This window comes from Tepiditoga spiralis (genome assembly GCF_014701195.1).
GTDB classification, from domain to species: Bacteria; Thermotogota; Thermotogae; order Petrotogales; family Petrotogaceae; genus Tepiditoga; species Tepiditoga spiralis.
Window position 1 is genome coordinate 541,352 of record NZ_AP018712.1, and the last position, 25,327, is coordinate 566,678.

At 25.3% G+C, this 25,327-nt stretch carries 17 protein-coding genes and 1 pseudogene; 6 read left to right on the top strand and 12 right to left on the bottom strand.

What is annotated here, in order from left to right; translation table 11 throughout:
• Nucleotides 1–37: 37 nt before the first annotated feature.
• Both IGS63_RS11675 and IGS63_RS02440 read right to left on the bottom strand, forming a co-directional pair.
• A complete protein-coding gene (locus tag IGS63_RS11675) occupies nucleotides 38–1,798 on the bottom strand; it encodes an HD domain-containing phosphohydrolase (RefSeq protein WP_198423069.1) in 1,761 nt (586 codons plus the stop codon).
• A gap of 90 nt (nucleotides 1,799–1,888) precedes the next feature.
• Nucleotides 1,889–3,547: a methyl-accepting chemotaxis protein gene (locus IGS63_RS02440; protein WP_190615456.1), complete on the bottom strand. Its 1,659-nt coding sequence runs from the start codon at nucleotides 3,545–3,547 to the stop codon at nucleotides 1,889–1,891.
• A gap of 382 nt (nucleotides 3,548–3,929) precedes the next feature.
• Between IGS63_RS02440 and IGS63_RS02445 the strand changes: the two genes are divergently transcribed.
• Genes IGS63_RS02445 through pruA form a run of 5 tightly spaced genes read left to right on the top strand, consistent with a single transcriptional unit; the run spans nucleotide 3,930 to nucleotide 8,871 of the window.
• Nucleotides 3,930–4,232, top strand: a complete 303-nt coding sequence (locus IGS63_RS02445; RefSeq protein ID WP_190616081.1) for a (2Fe-2S)-binding protein — start codon at nucleotides 3,930–3,932, stop codon at nucleotides 4,230–4,232.
• The gene (locus tag IGS63_RS02450; protein ID WP_190615457.1) at nucleotides 4,232–5,839 is read left to right on the top strand and encodes an FAD-dependent oxidoreductase; all 1,608 of its coding nucleotides are present in this window, start codon (nucleotides 4,232–4,234) and stop codon (nucleotides 5,837–5,839) included. The genes IGS63_RS02445 and IGS63_RS02450 overlap by 1 nt, the downstream gene beginning before the upstream one ends.
• Nucleotides 5,836–6,105, top strand: a complete 270-nt coding sequence (locus IGS63_RS02455; protein ID WP_190615458.1) for a (2Fe-2S)-binding protein — start codon at nucleotides 5,836–5,838, stop codon at nucleotides 6,103–6,105. Before IGS63_RS02450 ends, IGS63_RS02455 begins: the two co-directional genes overlap by 4 nt.
• Nucleotides 6,095–7,225, top strand: a complete 1,131-nt coding sequence (locus IGS63_RS02460) for an NAD(P)/FAD-dependent oxidoreductase (protein ID WP_190615459.1) — start codon at nucleotides 6,095–6,097, stop codon at nucleotides 7,223–7,225. Before IGS63_RS02455 ends, IGS63_RS02460 begins: the two co-directional genes overlap by 11 nt.
• 17 nt (nucleotides 7,226–7,242) lie before the next feature.
• A complete protein-coding gene (gene pruA / locus IGS63_RS02465; protein ID WP_190615460.1) occupies nucleotides 7,243–8,871 on the top strand; it encodes an L-glutamate gamma-semialdehyde dehydrogenase in 1,629 nt (542 codons plus the stop codon).
• A 501-nt stretch (nucleotides 8,872–9,372) separates the two neighbouring features.
• On the opposite strand, the gene IGS63_RS02470 is transcribed toward pruA, so the two are convergent.
• The 6 genes from IGS63_RS02470 to IGS63_RS02495 all read right to left on the bottom strand — a co-directional run bounded on the left by IGS63_RS02470 (nucleotide 9,373) and on the right by IGS63_RS02495 (nucleotide 18,643).
• Nucleotides 9,373–10,968 (bottom strand): ATP-binding cassette domain-containing protein, encoded by a 1,596-nt coding sequence (locus IGS63_RS02470; RefSeq protein ID WP_190615461.1) that lies wholly within the window; start codon nucleotides 10,966–10,968, stop codon nucleotides 9,373–9,375.
• On the bottom strand, nucleotides 10,961–12,592 hold the full coding sequence (locus tag IGS63_RS02475; protein ID WP_190615462.1) for an ATP-binding cassette domain-containing protein: 1,632 nt from the start codon (nucleotides 12,590–12,592) through the stop codon (nucleotides 10,961–10,963). The genes IGS63_RS02470 and IGS63_RS02475 overlap by 8 nt, the downstream gene beginning before the upstream one ends.
• Before the next feature lie 20 nt (nucleotides 12,593–12,612).
• Nucleotides 12,613–13,959: a radical SAM/SPASM domain-containing protein gene (locus IGS63_RS02480; RefSeq protein WP_190615463.1), complete on the bottom strand. Its 1,347-nt coding sequence runs from the start codon at nucleotides 13,957–13,959 to the stop codon at nucleotides 12,613–12,615.
• A 754-nt stretch (nucleotides 13,960–14,713) separates the two neighbouring features.
• A complete protein-coding gene (locus IGS63_RS02485) occupies nucleotides 14,714–16,252 on the bottom strand; it encodes an ATP-binding protein (protein ID WP_190615464.1) in 1,539 nt (512 codons plus the stop codon).
• A gap of 460 nt (nucleotides 16,253–16,712) precedes the next feature.
• Complete coding sequence (locus tag IGS63_RS02490; RefSeq protein WP_190615465.1) at nucleotides 16,713–18,245, bottom strand: ATP-binding protein; 1,533 nt, start codon at nucleotides 18,243–18,245, stop codon at nucleotides 16,713–16,715.
• Between the two features lie 62 nt (nucleotides 18,246–18,307).
• Nucleotides 18,308–18,643 carry a hypothetical protein gene (locus tag IGS63_RS02495; protein WP_190615466.1) on the bottom strand — a complete coding sequence of 112 codons (336 nt, stop codon included), beginning with the start codon at nucleotides 18,641–18,643 and terminating at the stop codon, nucleotides 18,308–18,310.
• A 72-nt stretch (nucleotides 18,644–18,715) separates the two neighbouring features.
• On the opposite strand from IGS63_RS02495, the pseudogene IGS63_RS11840 reads away from it, so the two are divergent.
• A pseudogene (locus IGS63_RS11840) lies at nucleotides 18,716–18,892 on the top strand (IS256 family transposase); the annotation flags it as partial.
• A 328-nt stretch (nucleotides 18,893–19,220) separates the two neighbouring features.
• Here IGS63_RS11840 and IGS63_RS02500 read toward each other — a convergent pair.
• The 4 genes from IGS63_RS02500 to IGS63_RS02515 all read right to left on the bottom strand — a co-directional run bounded on the left by IGS63_RS02500 (nucleotide 19,221) and on the right by IGS63_RS02515 (nucleotide 25,326).
• Nucleotides 19,221–20,753, bottom strand: coding sequence for an ATP-binding protein (locus tag IGS63_RS02500; RefSeq protein ID WP_190615467.1), 1,533 nt, complete (start codon nucleotides 20,751–20,753; stop codon nucleotides 19,221–19,223).
• 1,191 nt (nucleotides 20,754–21,944) lie between these two features.
• Entirely contained in the window at nucleotides 21,945–23,336 is a 1,392-nt protein-coding gene (gene cysS, locus IGS63_RS02505) for a cysteine--tRNA ligase (RefSeq protein ID WP_190615468.1), read from the bottom strand.
• On the bottom strand, nucleotides 23,333–24,787 hold the full coding sequence (gltX, locus tag IGS63_RS02510) for a glutamate--tRNA ligase (protein ID WP_190615469.1): 1,455 nt from the start codon (nucleotides 24,785–24,787) through the stop codon (nucleotides 23,333–23,335). Before gltX ends, cysS begins: the two co-directional genes overlap by 4 nt.
• A 2-nt stretch (nucleotides 24,788–24,789) precedes the next feature.
• The gene (locus IGS63_RS02515) at nucleotides 24,790–25,326 is read right to left on the bottom strand and encodes an NUDIX domain-containing protein (RefSeq protein ID WP_190615470.1); all 537 of its coding nucleotides are present in this window, start codon (nucleotides 25,324–25,326) and stop codon (nucleotides 24,790–24,792) included.
• Nucleotide 25,327: the final 1 nt, after the last annotated feature.

Here is a 25,327-nt window from a genome sequence, read left to right on the forward strand (position 1 = left end):
ATAAAAAAACAAACTCAAAATTTTTGAGTTTGTTTTTTTATTTTAAGCTATTATATAATTTATCTATTTCATTATGATACCTTTTAAAAACTTCTAAAATTAATGGATTAAAATCCGTTGGTTTTGTTCTATTGTCTCCATTTACAAGGATATTACAAACTTCTTCATGTGAAAAAGCTTTTTTATATGGTCTTTCAGAACGTAAAGCATCATAAACATCTGCAAAAGATACTATTTGAGCCTCTATTGGTATTTGATCTCCAATCTTTCCAAATGGATATCCTTTTCCATTGTATTTTTCATGATGATACATTGCAATATTTCTTGCTACTTTATATTCCTCTCCATCACCAATTAACTTTCCACCATCAATTGGATGTTTTTTTATTATTTCAAACTCATCATTAGTTAGCTTTCCAGGTTTTCTTAAAATTTCTATTGGAGTTAATATTTTTCCAATATCATGAAGCGGGGCAAAGTACTTTATATCTTTAATAAAATCATCATTTAAATTTAATTTTTTTGCTATAAATTCAGAAAGAGAGGCAACTCTATCTATATGATTTCCAGTATCATCATCATAACTTTCAGCTATTTTAGACAATTGCTTTGAAAAATAATAGTTTTCTTCTTTTAATTTTTTGTTCTTTTTTTCTATTTCATTATAACTATTTTCAAGAGCTTCATTCATTGCTTGTAATTCTTCTGTGTATGCAGATATTTCTTGAGTCATTTCAGTAAAACCTTTTGAAAGATTAATTAATTCATATGGTGATTTTTTATTTAATTTTATTTCAGCAATAGCAGTTAAATCTTTTTCTTCAGTATACTTTTTTATAGACTTTGAAATACTTTCAATTGATTTAATTAAAGGATTCGAAACTCTATGTGCAACAATTAATCCTATTATTAAAGATACAAAAATTGCAATTACAAATGAAAAATATATTGGTATCATATCTTTATATATTATTTTTTTATTAAAATCAACTTTTATTATTAAGTCATTTTCAATTGGTAAAAAATAAGTTTCTTTAAAATCATTTTTAAGTATTATTTGTTCATTGTTTTTTAAAGAACTTATTTGATTATCATTTAATTCTAAATCATAATTAAAAAAATCATCAAACTTATATACTTTTATACTTTCTATTACATCATATTGCTTTGTTAAAAGATCAGTAAATTTTTGAGTATTTTTTAAAAAAAACTCATCATTTCCAAGTTTTACTTCTAATCCAAAGATATATTTATCTAAATTTAAAAAAGAATACTTACTATCAGTACTATCTAATGTATCAGTTATCCTTTTTGAATTAGTATTATTATTTATTAACTTTAATAAATTGTTTTTTAAATCTATGTATTTATCACTATTCATTTCGGAATGATATAAAACATTTTTCTTATCATCAAATAATATGTATTCTATTTTTGGAATTGGAAGTTTCAATTTTTCAAAAACATTTTTTAAATCGTCAAAAATATACTTTCCTTTTTCCAAATCTTGCGATTGAATAGTATAATTTTTTTCATACAAATTATTTATATTATCAAAAATGCTATTTATAGCTAAATTATACTTATTTTCTGAACTCTTAGAACCTTTTGTAGAAATTCCAAATATTTCCATTATACTTGAAATTGCCAAATCTTTTTTTTGATTGTAGTTTTTTTCAATTAAATTTCTTGTTAATATATTAGATAAGAAAAAAAGAATAAGAGCTACAGAAAGTAGTGACATTATTACTATTTGAAAAATAGAAAATCTAATACCTCTTTTTATTTTAAAATTCATATTATTTCACCTCAAATAAATTATAACATATTTTAAGGTTATATAATATTTAAAACTAAGCACATTGTGCTTAGTTTTAAATATAAATTATTAATTTAATTTAAATTGCTTTACAATAGCTGCTAATCTATCAGAAAGCTCTAATGTTTTAGTAGTTTCAGAAGTTATTGTTTCTATATTTGCAGTATGTTCTTCAGTTGCAGCAGTTATTTCTTGAACCGATCCATTTACTTTAACAGAATTATCTGAAAGTTCAGTCATTGCATTAGCTATTTCATCGACTGAAGCGGTTTGTTCTTGAACAGCTGCTGCAATACTCTCTAACTTTGCCGTTATATCTTTAACAGATTTAAGAATCTTTTTTAAATTTTTACCAGCTTCATTTGATAAATCAGATCCTTCTTCAACTTTTTTATTTACTAAATTTGAAACATTCATTGCTTCATTCGATACTTTAATTATTCCTTCAACAACTATTTTAATTTCATCTGCAGCTTTTCTACTTTCTTCAGCTAAAACTCTAACTTCTTCTGCAACAACTGCAAATCCTTTTCCTGCTTCTCCTGCTCTTGCTGCTTCTATAGCTGCATTCAATGATAAAAGATTTGTTTGTTCTGCTATACTTGCTACAGTTTCTACAAAGTTACTTATTTTAGCTGAACTATCATTAAATTCTTTAACAACAGTTTCTATTTCTTTTGTAACTTCAGTTATTTCAACCATTTTATCTATAGATTTTTTAACTGTATTACCAGCTTCTTCTGCTTCCTCTGTTGAATCATGACCAAATTGCGCAGCTTCTGTAGCTTCATCTGCAATTAACTTGGTTGCTGATGAGATTTCTTCAATTGAAGCTGTTGTTTCTTGTATTGCTGCAGTTATACTCTCTATTTCAGTAGATATTTCTGCAGTTGCAGTAGTTGTTTCTTGAGTTGCTTCTGCTGTTGATTCTAAAGTTTCATTTATATCTTTCATTGAATTTTTTAAATTTATACTTTCTTCTTTTATATTTTTCATATCTTTTACTAATTGATTATGCATTGTTTTAAAAATATTTATTAATTGACCAAGTTCACTCTTATCTTTTGTTTTTGGAATTTTTACATTGTAATTTCTTTCTGATAAATGCTTAGCATAATTCATTAATATAATTAAAGTATTTGCAAGAGATCTTATTAAAATCCAAGATATAGTAATTCCAATAAAAAAAGATATTATAATAATATAAATTCCTATTTTTTTAGAATTTTTAATAATATTTTCATTTTTATTACCAAAGTCATCTACTGACTTTTCTATTGCTATTTGAAGTTTACTAAATGCTGAAATTGCATCATTGCCAACTTTTTTAAAATTTTTTACATTATTTTTTATTTCTTCAACAGATTTATATGTTTTTAAAAGAGATAAATATGTATTTATTTTATTTATTGCTTCTTTCTTTAAAGTTTCATCTTTATTTTCTATATTTAATCTTGATATATCTTCTATTAATTTTTTCATTTTTTCTTCAGCATTTGTTTTTAAAGCAATATCATTAAAAGCCAAGTATTCCGCTATAAGTTTTCTACTTTCCATAAATACTGTAGAATAATTACCTATATTTTTTAAGTTTTTCATATAAACAGAGGTTAATTTATCCTCATTTTTTAAAACGGTAGAGAAAAAATTGTTAGACATCACAAAGAAAATAAGCTGTAAAAGTATTAATACACTCACTAATAAAAAAACTTTAGTTTTTATCTTCATTTTTTTCCCTCCTTCAACATTAATTATATTAAGTAATACAAAATGATTATAACATAAAAATATTTTATATGTCAAATAAATAATATTTATGTTAATTTTTAAATTCTTTTTTTTTATTATATTGTATTTAAAATTAAAAAACTATTTTATTTTATATTTGTTTTTATAATATTTTTGTTTGTAATTTTTTAATTATAAAAATTTTTTTCTAAATATAAATGTATTATAATTTTAAAATAAAAGAGATTTTTTAAACTAAATAGCAATATTATTGTTTATTTATTAAAAAACTTAAGTTTAATTGTTTGTAAAAATTATTAAGATATGATTAAATTTATTTAGTAAGGTTTACAAATAATATATGTGTATCGGGGGGATGGCCTTGAGAATACAACAACATCCAATTTTAAAATTTAAAAAAGAAAATCGGGTGAACTTTTTATTTGAAGGTAAAGAAGTTTATGGATATGAAGGTGAAACAATTGCAGCGTCTTTACACGCATTAGGTATTTGGGAGTATGGAGAAGGAGCACATTCACATACACCAAGAGGTTTATTTTGTGCTATTGGACACTGTTCTTCTTGTTTAATGAAAGTAGATGGAGTACCAAATACAAGAATTTGTGTAACTAAAATTAAAGAAGGAATGATTGTTGAAAAACAACATCCAAGGGGGAGTCTATAATGATTGATACTGATGTTTTAATCATTGGTGGAGGTCCCGCTGGAATTTCTGCAGCAATTTCTGCTGGTGAAAATAATCTTGATGTAACTCTTATAGAAGAAAAAGATATCTTAGGAGGTCAATTAGTAAAACAAACGCATAGATTTTTTGGTTCTAAAGAAGAACATGCAGGAACAAGAGGTTTTGACATATCTAATGAATTAAATCAAAAAATAAGAGATCTAAAAAATATAAAAGTTATGCTTGAAGCTACTGCAATGGGTGTTTATGAAGATGGAATAGTCACTGTTCTTCATGAAGAACATATGAAAAAAATAAATCCCAAAAAAATTATTATGGCAACAGGTGCATTTGAAAAATTTCTTGCATTTGAAAATAATCATTTACCTGGTATTTTTGGTGCTGGTGCAGTGCAAACTTTAATGAATCTTTATGGAATATTACCTGGAAAAAAAGTATTAATGATTGGTTCAGGAAATATTGGTCTAATAGTTTCTTATCAACTTGCTCAAGCTGGTGTAGATGTTGTTGGAGTAATAGAAGCTTCTCAAAATATTGGTGGTTATATGGTTCATGCATCAAAATTAAGAAGAATGGGAATACCAATTCTAACAGGTCATACAATAAAAAAAGCTCTTGGAAAAAATAAAGTAGAAGGAGCAATAATATATGAACTCGATAAAAATTGGAATGAAGTAAAAAATTCAGAGAAAAAAATAGAATGTGATGTCATATGTATTTCTGTTGGATTGAGTCCAATGATAGATTTATTTAGTCAGGCTGGTTGTAAAACAAAGTATATTGGAGAACTTGGAGGAAATATACCTTTGAGAAATGAAAATATGCAAACTACAAATCCAAATATATATGTTGCTGGAGATGTTGATGGAATAGAAGAAGCAACAGCAGCTATGCTTGAAGGAGAAATAGCGGGTTTAAATGCAGTATTTTCAATAACAAAAAATAATGCATTAAATAAAAAAATAAAAGAAAAAAAAGAAAGTTTAAATAGTCTAAGAGCAGGACCAACAGGAGAAAAAATAAGAAAAGGGCTTTTAAAAATGAATTTTGATGTTAAAGTAGAACATCAAAATAATACTAAAATAGAAATAAATATTTTAAAAAAAACGGGTGTAGCTTCAAAAGAAATTATAAATGAAAAGCTTCCATCTGAAGAAAGATTAAATAAAGGCCCTGCAGCCATATTTGAATGTTTTCAAAAGATACCTTGTAATCCATGTGTTCATAGTTGTCCATATGGAGCTGTAATACCTTTTAAAGATATAAATGATATTCCATACGTAGATTATGATAAATGTGTTGGATGTGGTATTTGTATAAGTTCTTGTCCAGGACTTGCAATTTTTGTAGTCAATAAAAATTATACAAAAAATACATCAACAATAAGCTTACCATATGAATTTTTACCGAAACCAGAACCAAACGATACAGTTGATGTTTTAAATAGAAAAGGCGAAAAAATATGTAAAGGTAAGATTATAAGGGTTTTAGATGGAAAAAAACAAGATCATACAACTGTAATCACAGTTGAAATTCCAAAAGAATTTCACATGGAAGCACGAAACATAAAGGTGGCGATTTCATGAATGATGATAATATAATAGTTTGTAGATGCGAAGATATAACTATGAAAGAAATTAGAGATGCAATAAAAGAAGGTTTTACAACTTTAGAAGAAATAAAAAGAGTATTGAGAGCCGGTATGGGACCATGTCAAGGAAAAACCTGTGGTCCAATAATAGCAAGAGAAATCGTAAAAATGACTGGAAAATCAATGGAAGAAGTAATGACTCAAAAACTAAGACCCCCATTTGGTGGAATAACTTTTAAAGAAGTGATTAATGATGAATAAAGCATATGTAGTAATAATAGGAGGAGGAGTAACTGGATGTTCAATAGCTTATAACTTAGCTAAAAAAGGCATTAAAGATATTATTGTACTTGAAAGAAAGTACTTATCATATGGTGCAACTGGAAGATGTGGAGCTGGAATTAGACAACAATGGGGAACGCATCAAAATTGTATTTTATCAACAGAGAGCATAAAAATATTTGAAAATATGAATGAAATTCTACAAACAAAAAGAGATATCGAATTAAAACAAAAAGGTTATTTACTGTTAGCATATTCAGAAAAAGAATTAAAACAATTCAAAAAAAATATAGAAATTCAACACGAGCATAACATTCCTTCAACATTAGTAACACCAGAAGAAGCAAAAGAAATTGTACCAATGCTCAATACAGAAAATATTATAGGTGGAGCATTTTGTCCAACTGATGGACATGCAAATCCTTTTCTTGTAAATCAAGCATATGCTGACGCAGCAAAACGACTTGGAGTTAAGTTTATAAAAGCAGAAGCACTTGGAATAAAGAAAAAAGAAAGTAAAATAATTGGTGTAGAAACAAATAAAGGATTTATAGAAACAACACGTGTTGTAAATGCAGCAGGCTCTTGGTCTAAAGAAATAGGAAGTATGGTTGGAATTGATTTGCCAGTTTATTCTGAAGTTCATGAAATACTTGCAACAGAACCTGTAAAACCAATTTTAAATCCTATGGTTATGTCATTTTCACATAATTTTTATTGTCAGCAAACACCACATGGATCTTTTATCATGGGAATGAGTCCAATTGAAAAAGTAAAAGATGTTTCATGGCAATTTTTAGAAAGGATGACAAAAAAGATTTCAACACTATTACCGCCAACAAAAAATCTTAGAATAGTTAGACAATGGTCAGGATACTATAATATTTCTCCAGACAAACAGCCAATAGTCTGTGAATCAGAAGAAATAGAAGGCTTTTATATGGCAATAGGATTCAGTGGACATGGATTTATGTTATCACCAGCAGTTGGAATTTTAATGTCAAATATAATATTAAAAGAAAAATTACAATGGGATGTAACTCTTGATATAGGAAGATTTAAAAGAAAAGAAATTATAGAAGAACCATCAGTAGTTTAAAAAACAGGAGGGATAAAATGAATTCAATTAATTTGTATGAAATGCCAAAAAATGAACCAATCTTAGGATACTTACCAGGTAGTAAAGAAAAAAAAGAATTAAAAGAAAAGTTAAAAGAACTTGAAAACAAAGTAATAGAAATTCCTGCAATAATAGGCGGAAAAGAAATAAAAACCGGAAATACAAAAGATATATTCATGCCACACGATTTAACTCATAAAATAGCAACTGTTCACATGCTTGGTGAAGAAGAAGTTAAAATGGCAATAGAAAGTGCTATGAATGCTAAAAAGATTTGGGATAAGTACACATGGCAAGATAGAGTTTCTATCTTTAGAAGAGCAGCAGAACTACTATCAACAACATGGAGAAGTACATTAAATGCTGCAACAATGATGTGCCAAAGTAAAAATGTTTTTCAAGCAGAAATAGATTCAGCATGCGAATTAATAGACTTTTTTAACTTTAATTCTTATTATTTAACACAACTATATAAAGATCAACCAATATCACCAAAAGGAATATGGAATAGAGTAGAATATAGACCACTTGAAGGCTTTGTTTTTGCAGTAACTCCTTTTAACTTTTCATCAATAGGAGGAAACCTACCAACGGCACCAGCAATTATGGGAAATACAGTTCTTTGGAAACCCGCAAGAACACAGTTATATTCAGCATACTTTACAATGAAATTATTAATAGAAGCAGGCGTTCCTGAAGGTGTAATTAACTTTTTACCTGTTTCAGGTTCAATAGTTGGAGAAGTAGTATTAAAACATCCTGATCTTGCAGGAATTCACTTTACAGGTTCAACGGGAACATTCCAATATATGTGGAGAACCGTAGGAGAAAATATTTCTAATTATAAAGCATATCCAAGAATAGTTGGAGAAACTGGTGGAAAAGACTTTATGGTTGTTCACAAATCTGCGGAAAAAAATGAAGTTCTTACAGCTTTAATAAGAGGTTCCTTTGAATATCAAGGACAAAAATGTTCAGCACTCTCAAGAGCATACATTCCAGAAAGTATGTGGAATGAAATAAAAGATGAATTAATAGAAAAAACTGATAATTTAAAAATGGGAAATCCTGAAGACTTTACTAATTTTATAAATGCAGTAATTGATAAGGCATCATTTGATAAAATAAACTCTTATATAAAACATGCAAAAGATAGCAGTGATGCAGAAATTATTGCAGGAGGAAAATCAGATGATACAAAGGGATACTTTATAAGGCCAACAATAATAAAAACAACAAACCCTCATTTTAAAACTATGGAAGAAGAAATATTTGGCCCTGTATTAACAATATACGTTTATTCAGATGAAAAATATGAAGAAACACTAGAACTATGTGATAAAACATCAATATATGGATTAACAGGAGCCGTTTTTGCAAAAGATAGAAATGCAATATTACTTGCCAATGAAAAGTTAGTAAACGCAGCTGGAAACTTCTATATAAATGATAAACCAACAGGAGCAGTAGTTGGTCAGCAACCATTTGGTGGAGCAAGAGCCTCTGGAACAAATGATAAAGCAGGAAGTGCCATGAACTTATTGAGATGGACATCTATGCGATCTGTAAAAGAAAACTTTAATCCTCCTAAAAGTTATGAATATGGATTCATGCAAGAAAAATAAATAACTTTAAAAACAGGATAATTCAAAGAATTATCCTGTTTTGTTTATTATTAAATAAAAATTTTGGAAAAAATATCAGTTAAAGTTATTTTTAAGAGACCATAAAAAGTTGCAAAAGGCTATTTATTACAAAAAATTATACTAAAAACTTCTAAAATTTACTCTTAAAGCTTATTTCTTTATAGTCGATAATTCTTATGGAAATACTTTAAAAATAATAACTAATTTTATTTATTTTTACCTTCCAAGAAGAGCCGTTTACACAAAATTTTTTATGCTACCTCTCATTTTCGTAACTTTTCTGATTTTTAATTTACTGTTTACATATTTTATTTGACATTCCCTTTCTTTTTTTTATTTTTTTAAGTCTTGTACTCCTATTGGTAGTTTTTTCATTTTTATTCTATCAATTGTTTTTGATTTTTAATTTGTTTATCTCTGGTAGTATCTTGTTCATTATTTTACGTATCATTTTTGATAATAATATAACTCAATGATATATCAACTTAAATATAAATGTTTACTACATAAAAAATTTATTACTTCATCATTGTGAGAAATAATAATGCATGTTTTATCTTTTAATTCTTTTTTTAAATATATTAATATTTTTTCCTTTGTATTTTTATCTACTTCTTCTAATGGTTCATCTAATATTATAAAATCTTTTTTACTCAGTATAGTTCTTGCAAGTAATATTCTTGATTTTTCTCCACCAGATATATTTTTCCCATTTGATTGTAATTTATAATTTAAATCAAAATATTCTAATGACATTTTTTTTAGTATTTTTAAAACTTCTTCTTTGCTTATATTTCTACCCATATTTATATTTTCATAAATAGTATTTTCAAATATATATGAATCTTGAGATAGTATAGTCATACAATTCAAAATGCTTTTTTGTGATATTTCTTTTATATTCTTGTTATTTATGTATATTGTTCCCAATTTTGCTTCTATTTCTTTAATTATCAACGAAATAATTGTAGATTTTCCACTCCCTGAAGGAGCAATAATTCCAAGTTTATCATATTTTTCTATATACATATTAAAATTATTTAAAATATTTTTATCCTCAATATTTATGCTAATGTTATTTAGAGATATAGTATTAATATCTTTTATTTCATATATTTTTTCATTACTTTTAGTATTTGTTTCACTATATAATATATCTACTGCTACAAAGCTATTTCTAATATCACTAATTATTGAATTTAAATACATTATTGGTTCTGATATCATTTTAGAATAAACGACCAATATAATCAATGTTCCAATTGTTATTTCCTTATTTATTACTAAATTTAAAGAAAAAACAAATATAAATAATTCATAAATTACTCTTGAATAATCTAAAATCATAAAAAAATTAATAAAATCTCTGGATAATATCTTAACTTTTTTTCTTTTTATTTTATCATATAAAGTATAGTTCCTTTTATTTTCTTTATTAAAAGCAAAATAATTTATTATTTCTATTTTTCCATTTATCGTATCCTCAGTATCATCAAAATATGTCATATATCCTTTTTCAACATTACTTATATTTTTTAAATAATAGTTATTTGCATATTTAAATATAAAAAATGAAACTGTTATAATGAAAAAAGTAGAAAAACCTATTATATAATTTAAATTAAACATGATAATACTTATTATTATTAACCTAAATAAACTAATAAAGCTAGTCATACTTTCTAAACTAAATATAGATATAAAACTATCTATTTTAGTAGTTAAAATATCACTGTAATATTCTGTTCCATTTTTATTAAAATTATAAAAATTTTTATTTAATATATTATATAATAATTTCTTTAATACATTTCCACTTGCTTTTAATTTTAGTATAGAACTTTTATATTCAAAATATGATTTTAAAAAAAAACATAATATAGTTAAGCTTGCCCATAAAATTATATTTTTAATAGAAATTAATTTATTACTCTGAATTATATCTATTATATTTTTATATACTAAAGGAATTGTTAGCATTATTAAATTTACAATCATATAAAATATCAGTATAAACATTAATTGAATAATCAATTTTTTATCTATCTTTTTTATTAAAAATTTTAATTTATACATTTTTATCACAACCTATTAAAACTTTTTTATTTAATTCAATTTTTTTATTTCCTAAACTCAATACATCTTTATCATGGCTTATAATAATAACTGTTTTATGTTTAATATATTCTTTCATAAATAATATTAATTCATCTTTTAAAGATTTATCAATACCTCTAAGTGGTTCATCTAATATTATAACTTCTGGGTCATATACAATTAATCTTGCTAAAGCTACTCTCATTTTTTCTCCACCAGATAAAAAATTTCCACTCTTACCGACTGTATAATCTAAGTTATAGTTATTCTTTTCAAACCATGTTTTTAATCCACAATATTTAAGAATTTTTATTATTTCTTCGTTTTCAACTTTCATATCTGATAACAATATATTATCTTTTATAGATCTATTAAATATATAAAAATCTTGACTAAAAACACCTATTTTAACGTTTTTTTCTATACTTATTTTTCCGGAATCTGGATTTAATATACCTAATATTAAATTTATTAAAGTTGTTTTTCCAACACCACTTTTTCCATAAATAGAAATTTTATCACCTTTATTAATTTTTAAATTGAAATTTTTAAATATATTCTTTTCTTTATATTTAAAACTTATATTATCTATATTTATATATTTAAATTCATTTTTTTGTTCGTAATAACTCTTATTTAAATTTATTTTACTTTTATCAAAAATATAAAGTATTTTTTTCATATGATTTGGAAATGACTGCAACCATTTTATATTTTCATAAATATATGTAGCTTTTGTACTTACTATTGTTAAAAACTGTGTTATTAAAATAGTTGTACCAAATGAATACTTTCCTTTTATGAATAAAAGGAAAGCTATTGATGTACACAGTATTTCTGAAATTGAATTTATAAAATTTAGTGTGTTAGAAATTATAAAATCACGTTTTTTATATTTATTAAATTCATTTTTATATACATTATAATTATCTATAATTTCTTTGGATACTTTAGAATAATAATTAAAGTATTTAATATCTTTTTGTCCTTTTAAATTAGTATTTAAAATAGAATAAAAATGTCTATATTTTTCTTGCGCTTTATTATAATAAGGTATTACATTTTTTTCTCTATATAAATTAATTAATATGTTTAATATAGAAGATATTAATATAATAATTGACATAGTAAGAGAATAATAAGCAAGTATAATAAAAACAGCAATTGCATTAAAAATTTCTGCTGGTAATGTATACAAAAAATCTAAAAATAATACAGAAATTTGTTTCATATCATTTTTTAATATACTCATCCAATATCCAGATTCTTTATCTTTATAGTCTTTATTATTTAATAATAGTATACTTTTATATATTTTATTATTGAACATTTGAATGAGTGATTCTTTAACCTTTATATTTATTAAACTCATTATTTTTATTGATAAATATCCTAATATTGTTAATGATACATATAAATATATTTTATGACTATTGTATTGATTTTTTTCTATAACATCTATGATTTTTCCATACAAAAATGGTAAAATAATAAATATTGATACATTAATTATAGAAACAATCATATAAAATATATAATAAAATTTTATCTTCTTTGGAAAATAATTCCATAATTTTTTAAACAAAATAAAAAATTCTTTCAAAGTTTTCTCCTCCAAATGTTCTAATAACTTAATATTTCTTTTATATTGCTTTCTATATAACTATATACTATTTCTTTGCATTTATCATTTTTATAAATATTTTCTTCATAACCTTCTATCATTCTCTTTCTTTGATCTGGACATAAACCTTTGCAATATCTCAAAAATTCACATGAAAGGCATTCCCCTTCATTAACTGTTAACAAAGATGCTTTTTCTACATAATCTAATCTATTTTTATTTCTTGATATTATTTTAAAATCATTATCAATAATTTCTTTTAATGTAGTATAAGCTTTATCTTTTTCATAAACATAATTCCAACATTTATAAACATTTCCAAAAATATCTATAACTAAATCATCATTATCACATTCAGCACTACAAAAAGCATTGACTCCATTATTTGATATTATTGGTTCTAAAAATTTATATTTAAATAATTTATGGGTAAAATTATTTTTTATGTCTTTAAACTCATAATTAGTATATGAATATTCACTTCCAAAAACTCTAGATAAATCAATAAACAAATATTTACCAACAAATTTACTAAATTTTTTATTTATAGTATCTATTAAATTATTTACTTGTTTAAAATTTTCTTTATCAATATTTATTCTAATAACTGTCTCAATTTTATTAGAAATTAATTTTTCTATATTATTTAAAATTTGATTATAAGTTCCTTTATTACTTTTTAATTTTCTACGATGATTATGCATATCTTTTTCACCATCTAGAGTGATTTGAATATAACTTGTATTGTATTTTTTTAATTCGCTTATGAATTTATCATTTATTAAATATCCATTTGAAATAATTATATTATTAAATTCTATATCTTTTTCTTTTCCTAACTCATAATATTCTTTATTAATTTTGTTAATAAAATCGTATTCTAATGTTGGTTCTCCACCATACCATACAATTGTTATTTTTTTTAAATTATTATTTTTTATTTTATTATTAATATAATCACTCAAATTTTTTCTAAATTCATTTTTTGTTTTTTCATTAACATTAATATAATTATTTAAATTTTCTTTTTCAAAACAATAAGTACAAGAAAAATTACATTTATTTGTAACAGCAATATCTATTTTTAAAGAATCACTTTTTAAATGTTTACTAATTAAATAATTATTTCTATTATTAAAATAAAAATTATTGTATTCATTTTTATCAATTATAAATCCGTTTTTTCTTAAAATATTAACTTCTTCATTCGAAAGTTTCTTTATATTTTTATTTTTTAAATGTTCATATGAATTTTTATCTAATTTTATTAAAGCACCATTTTCAGTATTTAAAATATAATAATTATTTTTTAAATAAAAAAAAGCCTTATTTTTTGTTAAAAACATATTTTTTCTCCTTTATTTAATATTTAGGAGAAGCACAAAGCTCCTCCTATTTAGTTATCTGTCTATTACTTTTCTACAAGGACCCAAATGAGAACATGGTCCGCATCCCATTGGAACATAAGCTCCTTTATCCGATTTTTCTGCTTTTATAATTACTTTCATACAAAATCCTCCCTTCTCATTTATTTAAAACAAAGCCGGCTTTTGTTTTTTTTATCTTTATTATGAAAAATATTTTATAAAAATAATCTTTAATATTTTTAAGTTATTTTACTTATATTTCCAGTATTACAAAAAACTTTATATGTATTTAATGTATCTTTGTGTTTGCTTTTTGTAAATTAGCACAAATATTATAGCAAAAAAAAAAAAAAAAAATCAACTATTTTTAGTGCACTAATTAATATTTTTACCTAAATATAATGTTTTTTTGATTAATTTATATCATTTATTTTTTTTTTTTATGTTATTAAATTTATATTAACTATTAATATTTGTGAATTTAAATTTTATATTTTTTATAATGTTATTATTAATCATTTTTATTATAAAAGTTTGTGAAATTCCATTAAAATATTTTTTTTATAAATATTTTGATTTAATTTTTTATTATTGATGAAATATTAATATAAAAAATTTAAGTGTTTTTTTACTTTGATTTTTAACTATTTTTCATCATTACTTTCACACTTTTATGGATAATATCTTTAAAAGTTATGAGTTTTTATAAAAAAATATCCCAGCATCGCTGGGATTATATCTTTTCTATTTTGTATTCGTCTATGTTTCTTTTTTCTGAGTTTATGTTTATTCCTATTATATAAACTTCTTTCCCTTTGTACTTTTCATAGTACTTCATTTCTTTTATTTGATTTAAGGCTTTTTCTGCACTCTTGTCTATCTTTATTTCCATTATGTATATGATGTCTTCTTCTATTACTATATCGCTTCTTCCTAAGTTCGTTAATTCTTCTGCTGTTACGTTCAATCCCGCTGATGCGAGTATTGTGTATATCAATGAATGATAGTAACTTTCTTCTTTTTTGTGCAAGTTGTATGGGATTGCACTTATTATTCTTTTTATTTCTTTTATTATTCCTTCTATGTCTTTTTCTTTTATTGCTTTCCATATTGTTTTGTTTATTTCTTTTATTTTTCCTCTTTCAAGTTCATAGTTTGCTTCTAATATCATCTTTGAAAAGCTATTCTTTACTTCTATGTTTGGATAGTCTAATAGGTATTCATATTCCATTCCATATTGTTCTTTTCCTTTAAAAGTCAAATATCCTGCTTGTGTAAAGAATATACTTGCATTTGCTTCTTCTATTTCTCGGGTTGAAAAATCGAGTTCGCTCACTGGATACTTCACTAAGTCTTCGTATCTTATCTTCTTTCCTTTTATATATTCATACAAAAATGATGGTGAGCCACTTTCAAACCAATAGTTTTGAAACTTCTTTTTTTTAAAAAATTGTAGTATTGAAAATGGATTGTATACACTATTTTCTCCATCAAATGAAAATCCATTGTAGTACATCTTTAAGTTTTTTAATAACTCTTTTTCTTCCATCTTCATTTCAATTGCTGTTTCTTTTATGTGTTCTTTAAAGTTACTTTCTAACTCTTCTTGTGTGTATCCCAACATCTGTGCGTATGTTTTATCTAATGATATATCATTTAAGTTGTTCAATGCTGAAAATACTCCTGTTTTTGTGAATTTTGTTATTCCTGTCATGAATACAAACTTTATGTATTCGTCTTTTGATTTTATTTTTTTATAGAACTCTCTTAAAAATCTTCTTATTTTTTCTGCTTCTTCTTTATTGTTTAGATGTTCTAATATTGGTGATTCATATTCATCTATTAGTATTACTGTTCTTTCTTTATTTTTTTTATTTAAATCTTCTATTATATTTCCAAACATCGTTGGTAAATCTTTTGTTGTTGGTGTTATTCCTTCTTCTTTATATATTTTATTTATTTTATCTTTTAATGATTCTATAAATTCTTCATATGTGGTTAATGTATTATCTGACATATCTATTTTTATCACTGGATATTCTTTGAACTCCCATTTGTCGTATATGTATGTACCCTTAAATAATTCTTTTTCTCCTTTAAACAGATAGTACAGTGTTGATACCGTTAAGCTCTTTCCAAACCTTCTTGGTCGAGATAAAAAATAAAATTTTCCATTTGTTACTAATTCATGTAAATATTTTGTTTTATCTATGTATATATAATCTGTTATTAACTCTTTAAAGTTTTGTACTCCTATTGGTAGTTTTTTCATTTTTATCACCTCTAATTTTTATTATACCATATGTTTTTATAGTACTATCTCTCATTATAATTTGATTTCTTAAAACTTCATATAATTTTTTTTATTGTTCACTCAAAAAACAAAAAAAGTATCCTGTAAATTTTACAGGATACTTTTTATTGTATTGTATATTCCATTCCTTGTGGGGTGTCTTTTAATATAATTCCAACTTTCTTTAACTCTTCTCTTATGTAATCTGACATTTCATAATTTTTTTCTTTTTTTGCTTTTTTTTAATTTTTTGATACTTCTTTTTTCCTTCCTGGCCCATTTTTCAATTGTATTCCTGGCTTACTTTTATTATACATTAAACAAAATACGTTTTTTAGAAAATTTGAATGGCGAATGTTTTATTTTTTCACTATTTTCCATCGTTACTTTCACGCTTTTTATGAGTTTTTATAAAAAAATATCCCAGCACCCGCTGGGATTATATCTTTTCTATTTTGTATTCGTCTATGTTTCTTTTTTCTGAGTTTATGTTTATTCCTATTATGTAAATTTCTTTTCCTTTGTACTTTTCATAGTACTTCATTTCTTTTATTTGATTTAAGGCTTTTTCTGCACTCTTGTCTATCTTTATTTCCATTATGTATATAGTGTCTTCCTCTATTACTATATCGCTTCTTCCTAAGTTCGTTAACTCTTCTGCTGTTACGTTCAGTCCTGCTGATGCTAGTATTGTGTATATCAATGAATGATAGTAACTTTCTTCTTTTTTGTGCAAGTTGTATGGTATTGCACTTATTATTCTTTTTATTTCTTTTATTATTCCTTCTATGTCTTTTTCATATATTCTTTCATATATTGTGGTTTCTATTTGTTCTATTTCTCTTATTCCATAGTTTGCTTCTAATATTATCTTTGAAAAGCTGTTCTTTACTTCTATATTTGGATAGTCTAATATGTACTTTTCCCTCAATCCTAATCTTTTTATTCCTTTAAAGGTCAAGTATCCTGCTTGTGTAAAGAATATACTTGCATTTGCTTCTTCTATTTCTCGTGTTGAAAAATCAAGTTCGCTCACCGGATACTTCACTAAGTCTTCATATCTTATCTTCTTTCCTTTTATGTATTCATACAAGAATGATGGTGATCCACTTTCAAACCAATAGTTTTGAAACTTTCTTTCATTAAAAAATCTTAATATTGAAAATGGATTGTATACACTATCTTCTCCATCAAATGAAAATCCATTGTAGTACATCTTTAAGTTTTTTAATAACTCTTTTTCTTCCATCTTCATTTCAATTGCTGTTTCTTTTATGTGCTCTTTAAAGTTACTTTCTAACTCTTCTTGTGTGTACCCCAACATCTGTGCGTATTTTTTATTCAACGATATATCATTTAAGTTGTTCAATGCAGAAAATACTCCTGTTTTTGTGAACTTTGTTATTCCTGTCATGAATACAAACTTTATGTATTCATCTTTTGATTTTATTTTTTTATAGAACTCTCTTAAAAATCTTCTTATTTTTTCTGCTTCTTCTTTATTGTTCATATGTTCTAATATTGGTGATTCATATTCATCTATTAATATTACTGTTCTTTCTTTATTTTTTTTATTTAAATCTTCTATTATATTTCCAAACATTGTTGGTAAATCTTTTGTTGTTGAGGTTAGTCCTTCTTCTTTATATATTTTATTTATCTTATCTTTTAATGATTCTATAAATTCTTCATATGTTGTTAATGTGTTATCTGACATATCTATTTTTATTACTGGGTATTCTTTGAACTCCCATTTGTCGTATATGTATGTACCCTTAAATAATTCTTTTTCTCCTTTAAACAGATAGTACAGTGTTGATACCGTTAAGCTCTTTCCAAATCTTCTTGGGCGTGATAAAAAATAAAATTTTCCACTTGTTATTAATTCATATAAATATTTTGTTTTATCTATGTATATATAATTTGTTATTAACTCTTTAAAGTCTTGTACTCCTATTGGCAACTTCTTCACTTTTATCACCTCTAATTTCATTATACCATATGTTTTTTTTATATTTATAGTACTATTTCTTATTATGATTTCATCATTTTCAAATTAAATAAAATTTCATATGATTTTTTTCTTTTTATTTTATCATATAAAGTATAGTTCCTTTTATTTTCTTTATTAAAAGCAAAATAATTTATTATTTCTATTTTTCCATTTATCGTATCCTCAGTATCATCAAAATATATCATATATCCTTTTTCAACATTACTTATATTTTTTAAATAATAGTTATTTGCATATTTAAATATAAAAAATGAAACTGTTATAATGAAAAAAGTAGAAAAACCTATTATATAATTTAAATTAAACATGATAATACTTATTATTATTAACCTAAATAAACTAATAAAGCTATTCATACTTTCTAAATTAAATATAGATATAAAACTATCTATTTTAGTAGTTAAAACATCACTGTAATATTCTGTTCCTTCAGGAAGGCTACCAAGACCAAATCAATATTCCCTAATGACGATGCTGTTCTTAAAAGTTTATACCTTACTACCAAAAACGTGACAAAAAAATGGACAGCACGGTTTCACAACTGGAACGCTGTTATTTCCGAACAGTCCATCCTTTTCGAGGATCGTCTTAAAAACTACCTCTGAAAGTAGCTTGTAATCCTTAAAAACTCTATACTTTGTACCGGGCAGATGGGTTGTCGCCCTTACTTTGTACCGGGCAGATGGGTTGTCGCCCTTACTTTGTACCGGGCAGATGGGTTGTCGCCCTTTCAGTCATTGCAGTTTTTTACTGTAAAAGGGTGGTTTTACCAATTTTGCCTTATTTAATTCATACTATTCAGGAACATTTTTTTCATTTTCTAATAACTACATTTTTTTAAGATTTTTGTCGTTGTTTTCCAATATTTATATGCTACCAGATATATCTAATACACACTAATCTTTACAGACTCATTTTCTTAATACTCTCAAATTATACCTTTTCTATTTTGTATTCGTCTATATTTCTTTTTTCTGAGTTTATGTTTATTCCTATTATGTAAATTTCTTTTCCTTTGTACTTTTCATAGTACTTCATTTCTTTTATTTGATTTAAGGCTTTTTCTGCACTTTTATCTATCTTTATTTCCATTATGTATATAGTGTCTTCCTCTATTACTATATCGCTTCTTCCTAAGTTCGTTAATTCTTCTGCTGTTACGTTTAGTCCTGTTGATGCGAGTATTGTGTATATCAATGAATGATAGTAGCTTTCTTCTTTTTTGTGTAAGTTGTATGGTATTGCACTTATTATTCTTTTTATTTCTTTTATTATTCCTTCTATGTCTTTTTCTTTTATTGATCTCCACATCGTTTTATTTATTTCTTTTATTTTTCCTCTTTCAAGTTCATAGTTTGCTTCTAATATCATCTTTGAAAAGCTGTTCTTTACTTCTATATTTGGATAATCTAATAAATATTCATATTCCATTCCATATTGTTCTTTTCCTTTAAAGGTCAAGTATCCTGCTTGTGTAAAGAATATGCTTGCATTTGCTTCTTCTATTTCTCGTGTTGAAAAATCGAGTTCGCTCACTGGATACTTCACTAAGTCTTCATATCTTATCTTCTTCCCTTTTATGTATTCGTACAAAAATGATGGTGATCCACTTTCAAACCAATAGTTTTGAAACTTTCTTTCATTAAAAAACCTTAATATTGAAAATGGATTGTATACAGAATTCTCTCCATCAAATGAAAATCCATTGTAGTACATCTTTAAGTTTTTTAATAATTCTTTTTCTTCCATCTTCATTTCAATTGCTGTTTCTTTTATATGCTCTTTAAAGTTACTTTCCAACTCTTCTTGTGTGTATCCCAACATCTGTGCGTATTTTTTATTCAATGATATATCATTTAAGTTGTTTAATGCAGAAAATACTCCTGTTTTTGTGAACTTTGTTATTCCTGTCATGAATACAAACTTTATGTATTCATCTTTTGACTTTATGCTCACATAAAAGTCTCTCAATATTTCTCTATACTTTTCTGCTTTTTCTTTGTTGTTTATATTGTCTAATATTGGTTTTTCATATTCATCTACTAATATTACTACTCTTTCTTTTTGGGATAGTTTTATTATTAATTCATTGAATGCATATTTATAGTTTGTGTTTTCTATTGTTATTCCATATCTTTTCGCTTCTTCTTTTATTATTTCTAACAAGCCATACTTAAAACTTTGTTCGTTCTCTGTTGAGACATCCAACAAATTTATTCTTATCACTGGATACTCTTTGAATTCCCATTTATCGTATATGTATGTTCCTTTAAATAAGTCTTTTTCCCCTTTAAATAGATAGTACAGTGTTGATATCGTTAAACTCTTTCCAAACCTTCTTGGTCGAGATAAAAAATTAAATTTTCCACTTGTTATTAATTCATGTAAATATTTTGTTTTGTCTATGTATATATAATCTGTTATTAATTCTTTAAAGTCTTGTACTCCTATTGGTAGTTTTTTCATCTTTATCACCTCTAATTTCATTATACCATATGTTTTTTTAATTATATTTATAGTACTGTCTCTTATTATAGTTTCATTACTTTTTAAATCGTATTTATATTTTTTTTTACGCAGCTATAAGCTGTGTTTTTTATTTCATTATTTTTGATCTAAATATTTTTTATATTTTTATGAGACTATATTTCAATTTTTTGTATTTTCTATAATTATTTATGTATTTTGCAAGTGAAGAATAAGCCAAATTACAATTAAAAAATGGGCCAAAAAAATAAAACGCTGAATAAAACCACGTTTCAGGAAACATTAAGAGTTTGTTAATATTATAATCTCTCCAATCTTTCTATATGTTTAATGTATAATAAAAAAGATAGTCTTCCGTATCAATTGAAAAATCAAAAAATAATTGATAGAATACATAAAAATGAAAGAAAAAAAGTAAAAAATTATGTAATCTGACATTTCATAATTTTTTCTTTTTTTCTTGTGTTTATTAGTACTTCCATTACTTTATCCATTTTTGAATCATTTGTTGTTACTTCGTTTTTTTCAAATATTCCTAATATTAGTCCCATTTCATTTTTTATTAAATAGTAGTTTTCTTTTATTTGTTGTTCATTTTTTTGTTATTGCTTTGTTTAAATTTTTTTTATACTTCTTTTTTTCTTCTTGACCCATTTTTCTTTTTTATTCCTGACTTAATTTTTTTATACATTAAACAGTTCCATGTGGGGATGCTTATATTATGTCTTAATATTTATGGTTTATAAATGTCCCCTTGAGGGGACGCGGTTTTATCGGTGGGGTGTGGAGCTTTCTAATTTTCTATATACTAATAAACAGCGAATATAACAACAAACAACATCCCTCCGTCCTTCGGACTCGCCCCTTCAAAGGGGCACTTTTCTTTGGTAAAGACACACTGCTTTACATGAAATTTTAAAGGTGAAGTTTTCCATGGTATCCTCTCATCTTTTAAAAGGAGTATTTTTTCCTTCCTGGCCCATTTTTCTATTGTATTTCTGGCTTACTTTTATTATACATTAAACAATTATTTATATAAAACGATTTTAAACGATAACTTTTATTTAAAATATACTATCTATAAAAAATAGAGTTGATATTTCACTGACAAGCAAGCTCACATGCTGGGCGCACTAAAAAAAGTATCCTGTAAATTTTACAGGATACTTTTTATTGTATTGTATATTCCATTCCTTGTGGGGTGTCTTTTAATATAATTCCAACTTTCTTTAACTCTTCTCTTATGTAATCTGACATTTCATAATTTTTTTCTTTTTTTGCTTTTTTTCTTGTGTTTATTATTACTTCCATTACTTTATCCATTTTTGAATCATTTGTTGTTACTTCGTTTTTTTCAAATATTCCTAATACTGGTCCCATTTCATTTTTTATTAAATGGTAGTTTTCTTTTATTTGTTGTTCGTTTTTTTCTGTTATTGCTTTGTTTAAATTTTTTGATACTTCAAAGATTTTTGCTATTACTTTTGGTGTATTAAAATCTTCTGATAATGCTTCTTTCATATTGTTTATTGTTTGTTTCATGTACTCTGTATTTTTTATAAATGGTACTGTTCCATTAAAGTATTTTTCTGCTTCTATTAAAGAGTTTTGTACTCTTGTAACTGATTTTTTTTGTTCTTCTAATCCTTCTTTTGTGAAGTCTAATGGTGTTCTATAGTGTTTGCTCAATATAAATACTTTTGTTGTATCTGCTCCAAATTCTTTTACTACATCTCTTATTAGCCATATATTTCCTATTGATTTAGACATTTTATCTCCTGATACTTTTATCATTCCATTGTGCATCCAATAATTTGCAAATTCTTTTCCATGTCTTGCCATTGATTGAGCTCTTTCATTTTCATGGTGTGGAAATACTAAATCATTTCCTCCTGCATGTATATCAAATGTTTCTCCAAGTAATTCTCCTGACATAACAGAACATTCTATATGCCATCCTGGTCTTCCATTTCCCCATGGGCTTTCCCATGCAGGTTCTCCTGGTTTAGCATTTTTCCACAATGCAAAGTCAAGTGGGTCTTTTTTTATATCTGATACTTCTATTCTTGCACCAGATTTCATATCGTCTATATTTCTGTGCGATAATTTTCCATAGTCTTTAAATTTTCTTACTTCAAAGTATACATCACCATTTGATTCGTATGCGTATCCTTTTTTTATCAAGTCTTCTATGAATTTTATTATTTCTTGTACATAATTTGTTGTTTTTGGATGAAAGTTTGATGCTCTTATATTTAAATTTTGTGCATCTTTCCAATATTGAGTTATGTATCTTTCGCTCACTTCTTCAAATGGTACATTTTCTTCTATTGCTTTGTTTATTATTTTGTCGTCTATATCTGTAAAGTTTTGTACCATTGTTACTTTGTATCCTGTGTATTCTAAAAATCTTCTAAATGCATCAAATACTATCATTGGTCTTCCATTTCCAACATGGATCAAGTTATAAACTGTTGGTCCACATACATACATCTTTACTTCTTTTTCTTTTATTGGTTTAAATTCAACTAATTCACCTTTTAAAGTGTCGTATATTTTCATAAATTCACCACTCTTTCGAGTCTTTCTATTACTCTTGCTCTTCCTATTAAGTGTATTGATTTTACTAAGTCTGGTCCATGAAATTCATTTGTTATGCTCTTTCTAAGTGCCATATAAAATGGTTTTTTTGCTGGTTTTGCTTCTTTCATTGCTATTTTTAAGTTTTCAAGTACTGTTTTTTCTGTCCATTCTTCATCATTTATAAATTTTTCAAGTGCTATTTTTATCGATTGTTTAACATTTTCTGCATTTAAGTATTCTAAAAATTCTTGATTTGTTTCGTCTATTTCAAAGTCTTTTATCAATATTGATAGTTCTTCTGGTACTTTTTGTAATTCTTCAACTGATGTTTTTATTAATTCAAAGGCTTCGAGCAACCATTTTTTATTGTCTTTACATTGTTCTTCAGTCAACAATTTTGATTCTGTTATGAATGGTATGGATAGTTCATACAATTTTTCAACGTTTGTTTTTCTTATGTAATTTGCATTCATCCATTTCATTTTTACTTCATCAAATACTGCTGGTGATGAATTTACTCTGTCTAAATCAAATTTTTCTATCATTTCAGATAATTCTACTATTTCTTTTCCTTCTGGATGTGACCATCCAAGTAAGGCTAAGTAATTTACTACTGATTCAGGTAAGTATCCTCTATATTTAAATTCTTCAACTGATGTCGCACCATGTCTTTTTGAGAGTCTTTTTCCATCTGTTCCGAGTATCATTGATACGTGAGCAAATTGTGGAAGAGGCATTTCAAATGCTTCATATATTGCAACTTGACGAAGTGTATTTGATAAGTGATCGTCTCCTCTTATTACATGACTTATTTGCATCAACATGTCGTCTATTACAACGGCATAATTATATGTTGGAAGTCCATTACTTCTCATAAGAACAAAGTCTCCTATTGCTCCTTTTTTGAATGTAACGTCTCCTTTTATTAAATCTTTTATTGAATAATCTTTTCTTGGCATTTTAAAAAATACTACTGGTTTTAATCCTTTTTCTTCAAATTCTTTTCTTCTTTCAGGTGTATCATACTTTGATATTTCTTCATATGAATAGTGTGGCGGTTTACCTGCTGCGAGAAGTTCTTCTTTTATTTTATCTAATTCTTCAGAGTATGCATATGCTTCATATGCTTTTCCTGATTCTATTAATTCTTTTGTTTTTTGTTTGTATATTTCTGTTCTTTCACTTTGTCTGTAAGGTCCAACTTCTCCTCCAACTTGTGGTCCTTCATCCCAATCTAATCCAAGCCATTTTAACGCTTTTATCAATTGTTCTTCTGATTCTTTTGTTGATCTTTCTATATCTGTATCTTCTATTCTTAAAATAAATTTTCCACCATTTTTTCTTGCAAATAAATAATTAAATAAGGCTGTTCTTGCACCTCCAACATGTAAATATCCTGTTGGGCTTGGTGCAAATCTTGTTCTTATCATTTTTATATTCCTCCCATTAATTTTGCTCTTGTATAAGCTGTTATTGTTTTTGCATCTGTTATTGTACCATCTTTTATTTGCTCTTCAAATTCATTTATTTTAAGTTTTTTTACATTTATAAATTCATCATCATCCGTATTCATCGTACCATCTTTCAAATTTTTTGCCATATATAAATGTATTATTTCATTTGAAAATCCTGGTGTTGTGTATATGTATCCTAAATATATCCATTCATCTGCTTTTTTTCCTATTTCTTCTTCTAATTCCCTTTTTCCACATTCTAAAGGATCTTCATTTGGTGTATCAAATTTTCCTGCTGGTATTTCAATTAAGTTTTTTCTTATAGGAAATCTGTGTTGTTCAACTAAGTATACATTTTCATCTTCTATTGGTAAGATAGCAACTGCTCCTGGATGAACTACTAATTCTCTTGTTGTATGTTTTCCATCTGGAAGTTCTACGGTATACTTTCTAACGTCCAATAATCTTCCTTTAAATATTTTTTCTTCAGTTAATTCTTTTTCTATTAATTTCATT

Excerpts from the sequence above, each read along its gene's own strand:
- IGS63_RS11675 (WP_198423069.1), bottom strand. The coding sequence starts at position 1,798 with ATGAATTTTAAAATAAAAAGAGGTATTAGATTTTCTATTTTTCAAATA.
- IGS63_RS02440 (WP_190615456.1), bottom strand. The coding sequence starts at position 3,547 with ATGAAGATAAAAACTAAAGTTTTTTTATTAGTGAGTGTATTAATACTT.
- IGS63_RS02450 (WP_190615457.1), top strand. The coding sequence starts at position 4,232 with ATGATTGATACTGATGTTTTAATCATTGGTGGAGGTCCCGCTGGAATT.
- IGS63_RS02455 (WP_190615458.1), top strand. The coding sequence starts at position 5,836 with ATGAATGATGATAATATAATAGTTTGTAGATGCGAAGATATAACTATG.
- IGS63_RS02460 (WP_190615459.1), top strand. The coding sequence starts at position 6,095 with ATGATGAATAAAGCATATGTAGTAATAATAGGAGGAGGAGTAACTGGA.
- pruA (WP_190615460.1), top strand. The coding sequence starts at position 7,243 with ATGAATTCAATTAATTTGTATGAAATGCCAAAAAATGAACCAATCTTA.
- IGS63_RS02470 (WP_190615461.1), bottom strand. The coding sequence starts at position 10,968 with ATGTATAAATTAAAATTTTTAATAAAAAAGATAGATAAAAAATTGATT.
- IGS63_RS02480 (WP_190615463.1), bottom strand. The coding sequence starts at position 13,959 with ATGTTTTTAACAAAAAATAAGGCTTTTTTTTATTTAAAAAATAATTAT.
- IGS63_RS02485 (WP_190615464.1), bottom strand. The coding sequence starts at position 16,252 with ATGAAAAAACTACCAATAGGAGTACAAAACTTTAAAGAGTTAATAACA.
- IGS63_RS02495 (WP_190615466.1), bottom strand. The coding sequence starts at position 18,643 with ATGAATAGCTTTATTAGTTTATTTAGGTTAATAATAATAAGTATTATC.
- IGS63_RS02500 (WP_190615467.1), bottom strand. The coding sequence starts at position 20,753 with ATGAAAAAACTACCAATAGGAGTACAAGACTTTAAAGAATTAATAACA.
- cysS (WP_190615468.1), bottom strand. The coding sequence starts at position 23,336 with ATGAAAATATACGACACTTTAAAAGGTGAATTAGTTGAATTTAAACCA.
- gltX (WP_190615469.1), bottom strand. The coding sequence starts at position 24,787 with ATGATAAGAACAAGATTTGCACCAAGCCCAACAGGATATTTACATGTT.
- IGS63_RS02515 (WP_190615470.1), bottom strand. The coding sequence starts at position 25,326 with ATGAAATTAATAGAAAAAGAATTAACTGAAGAAAAAATATTTAAAGGA.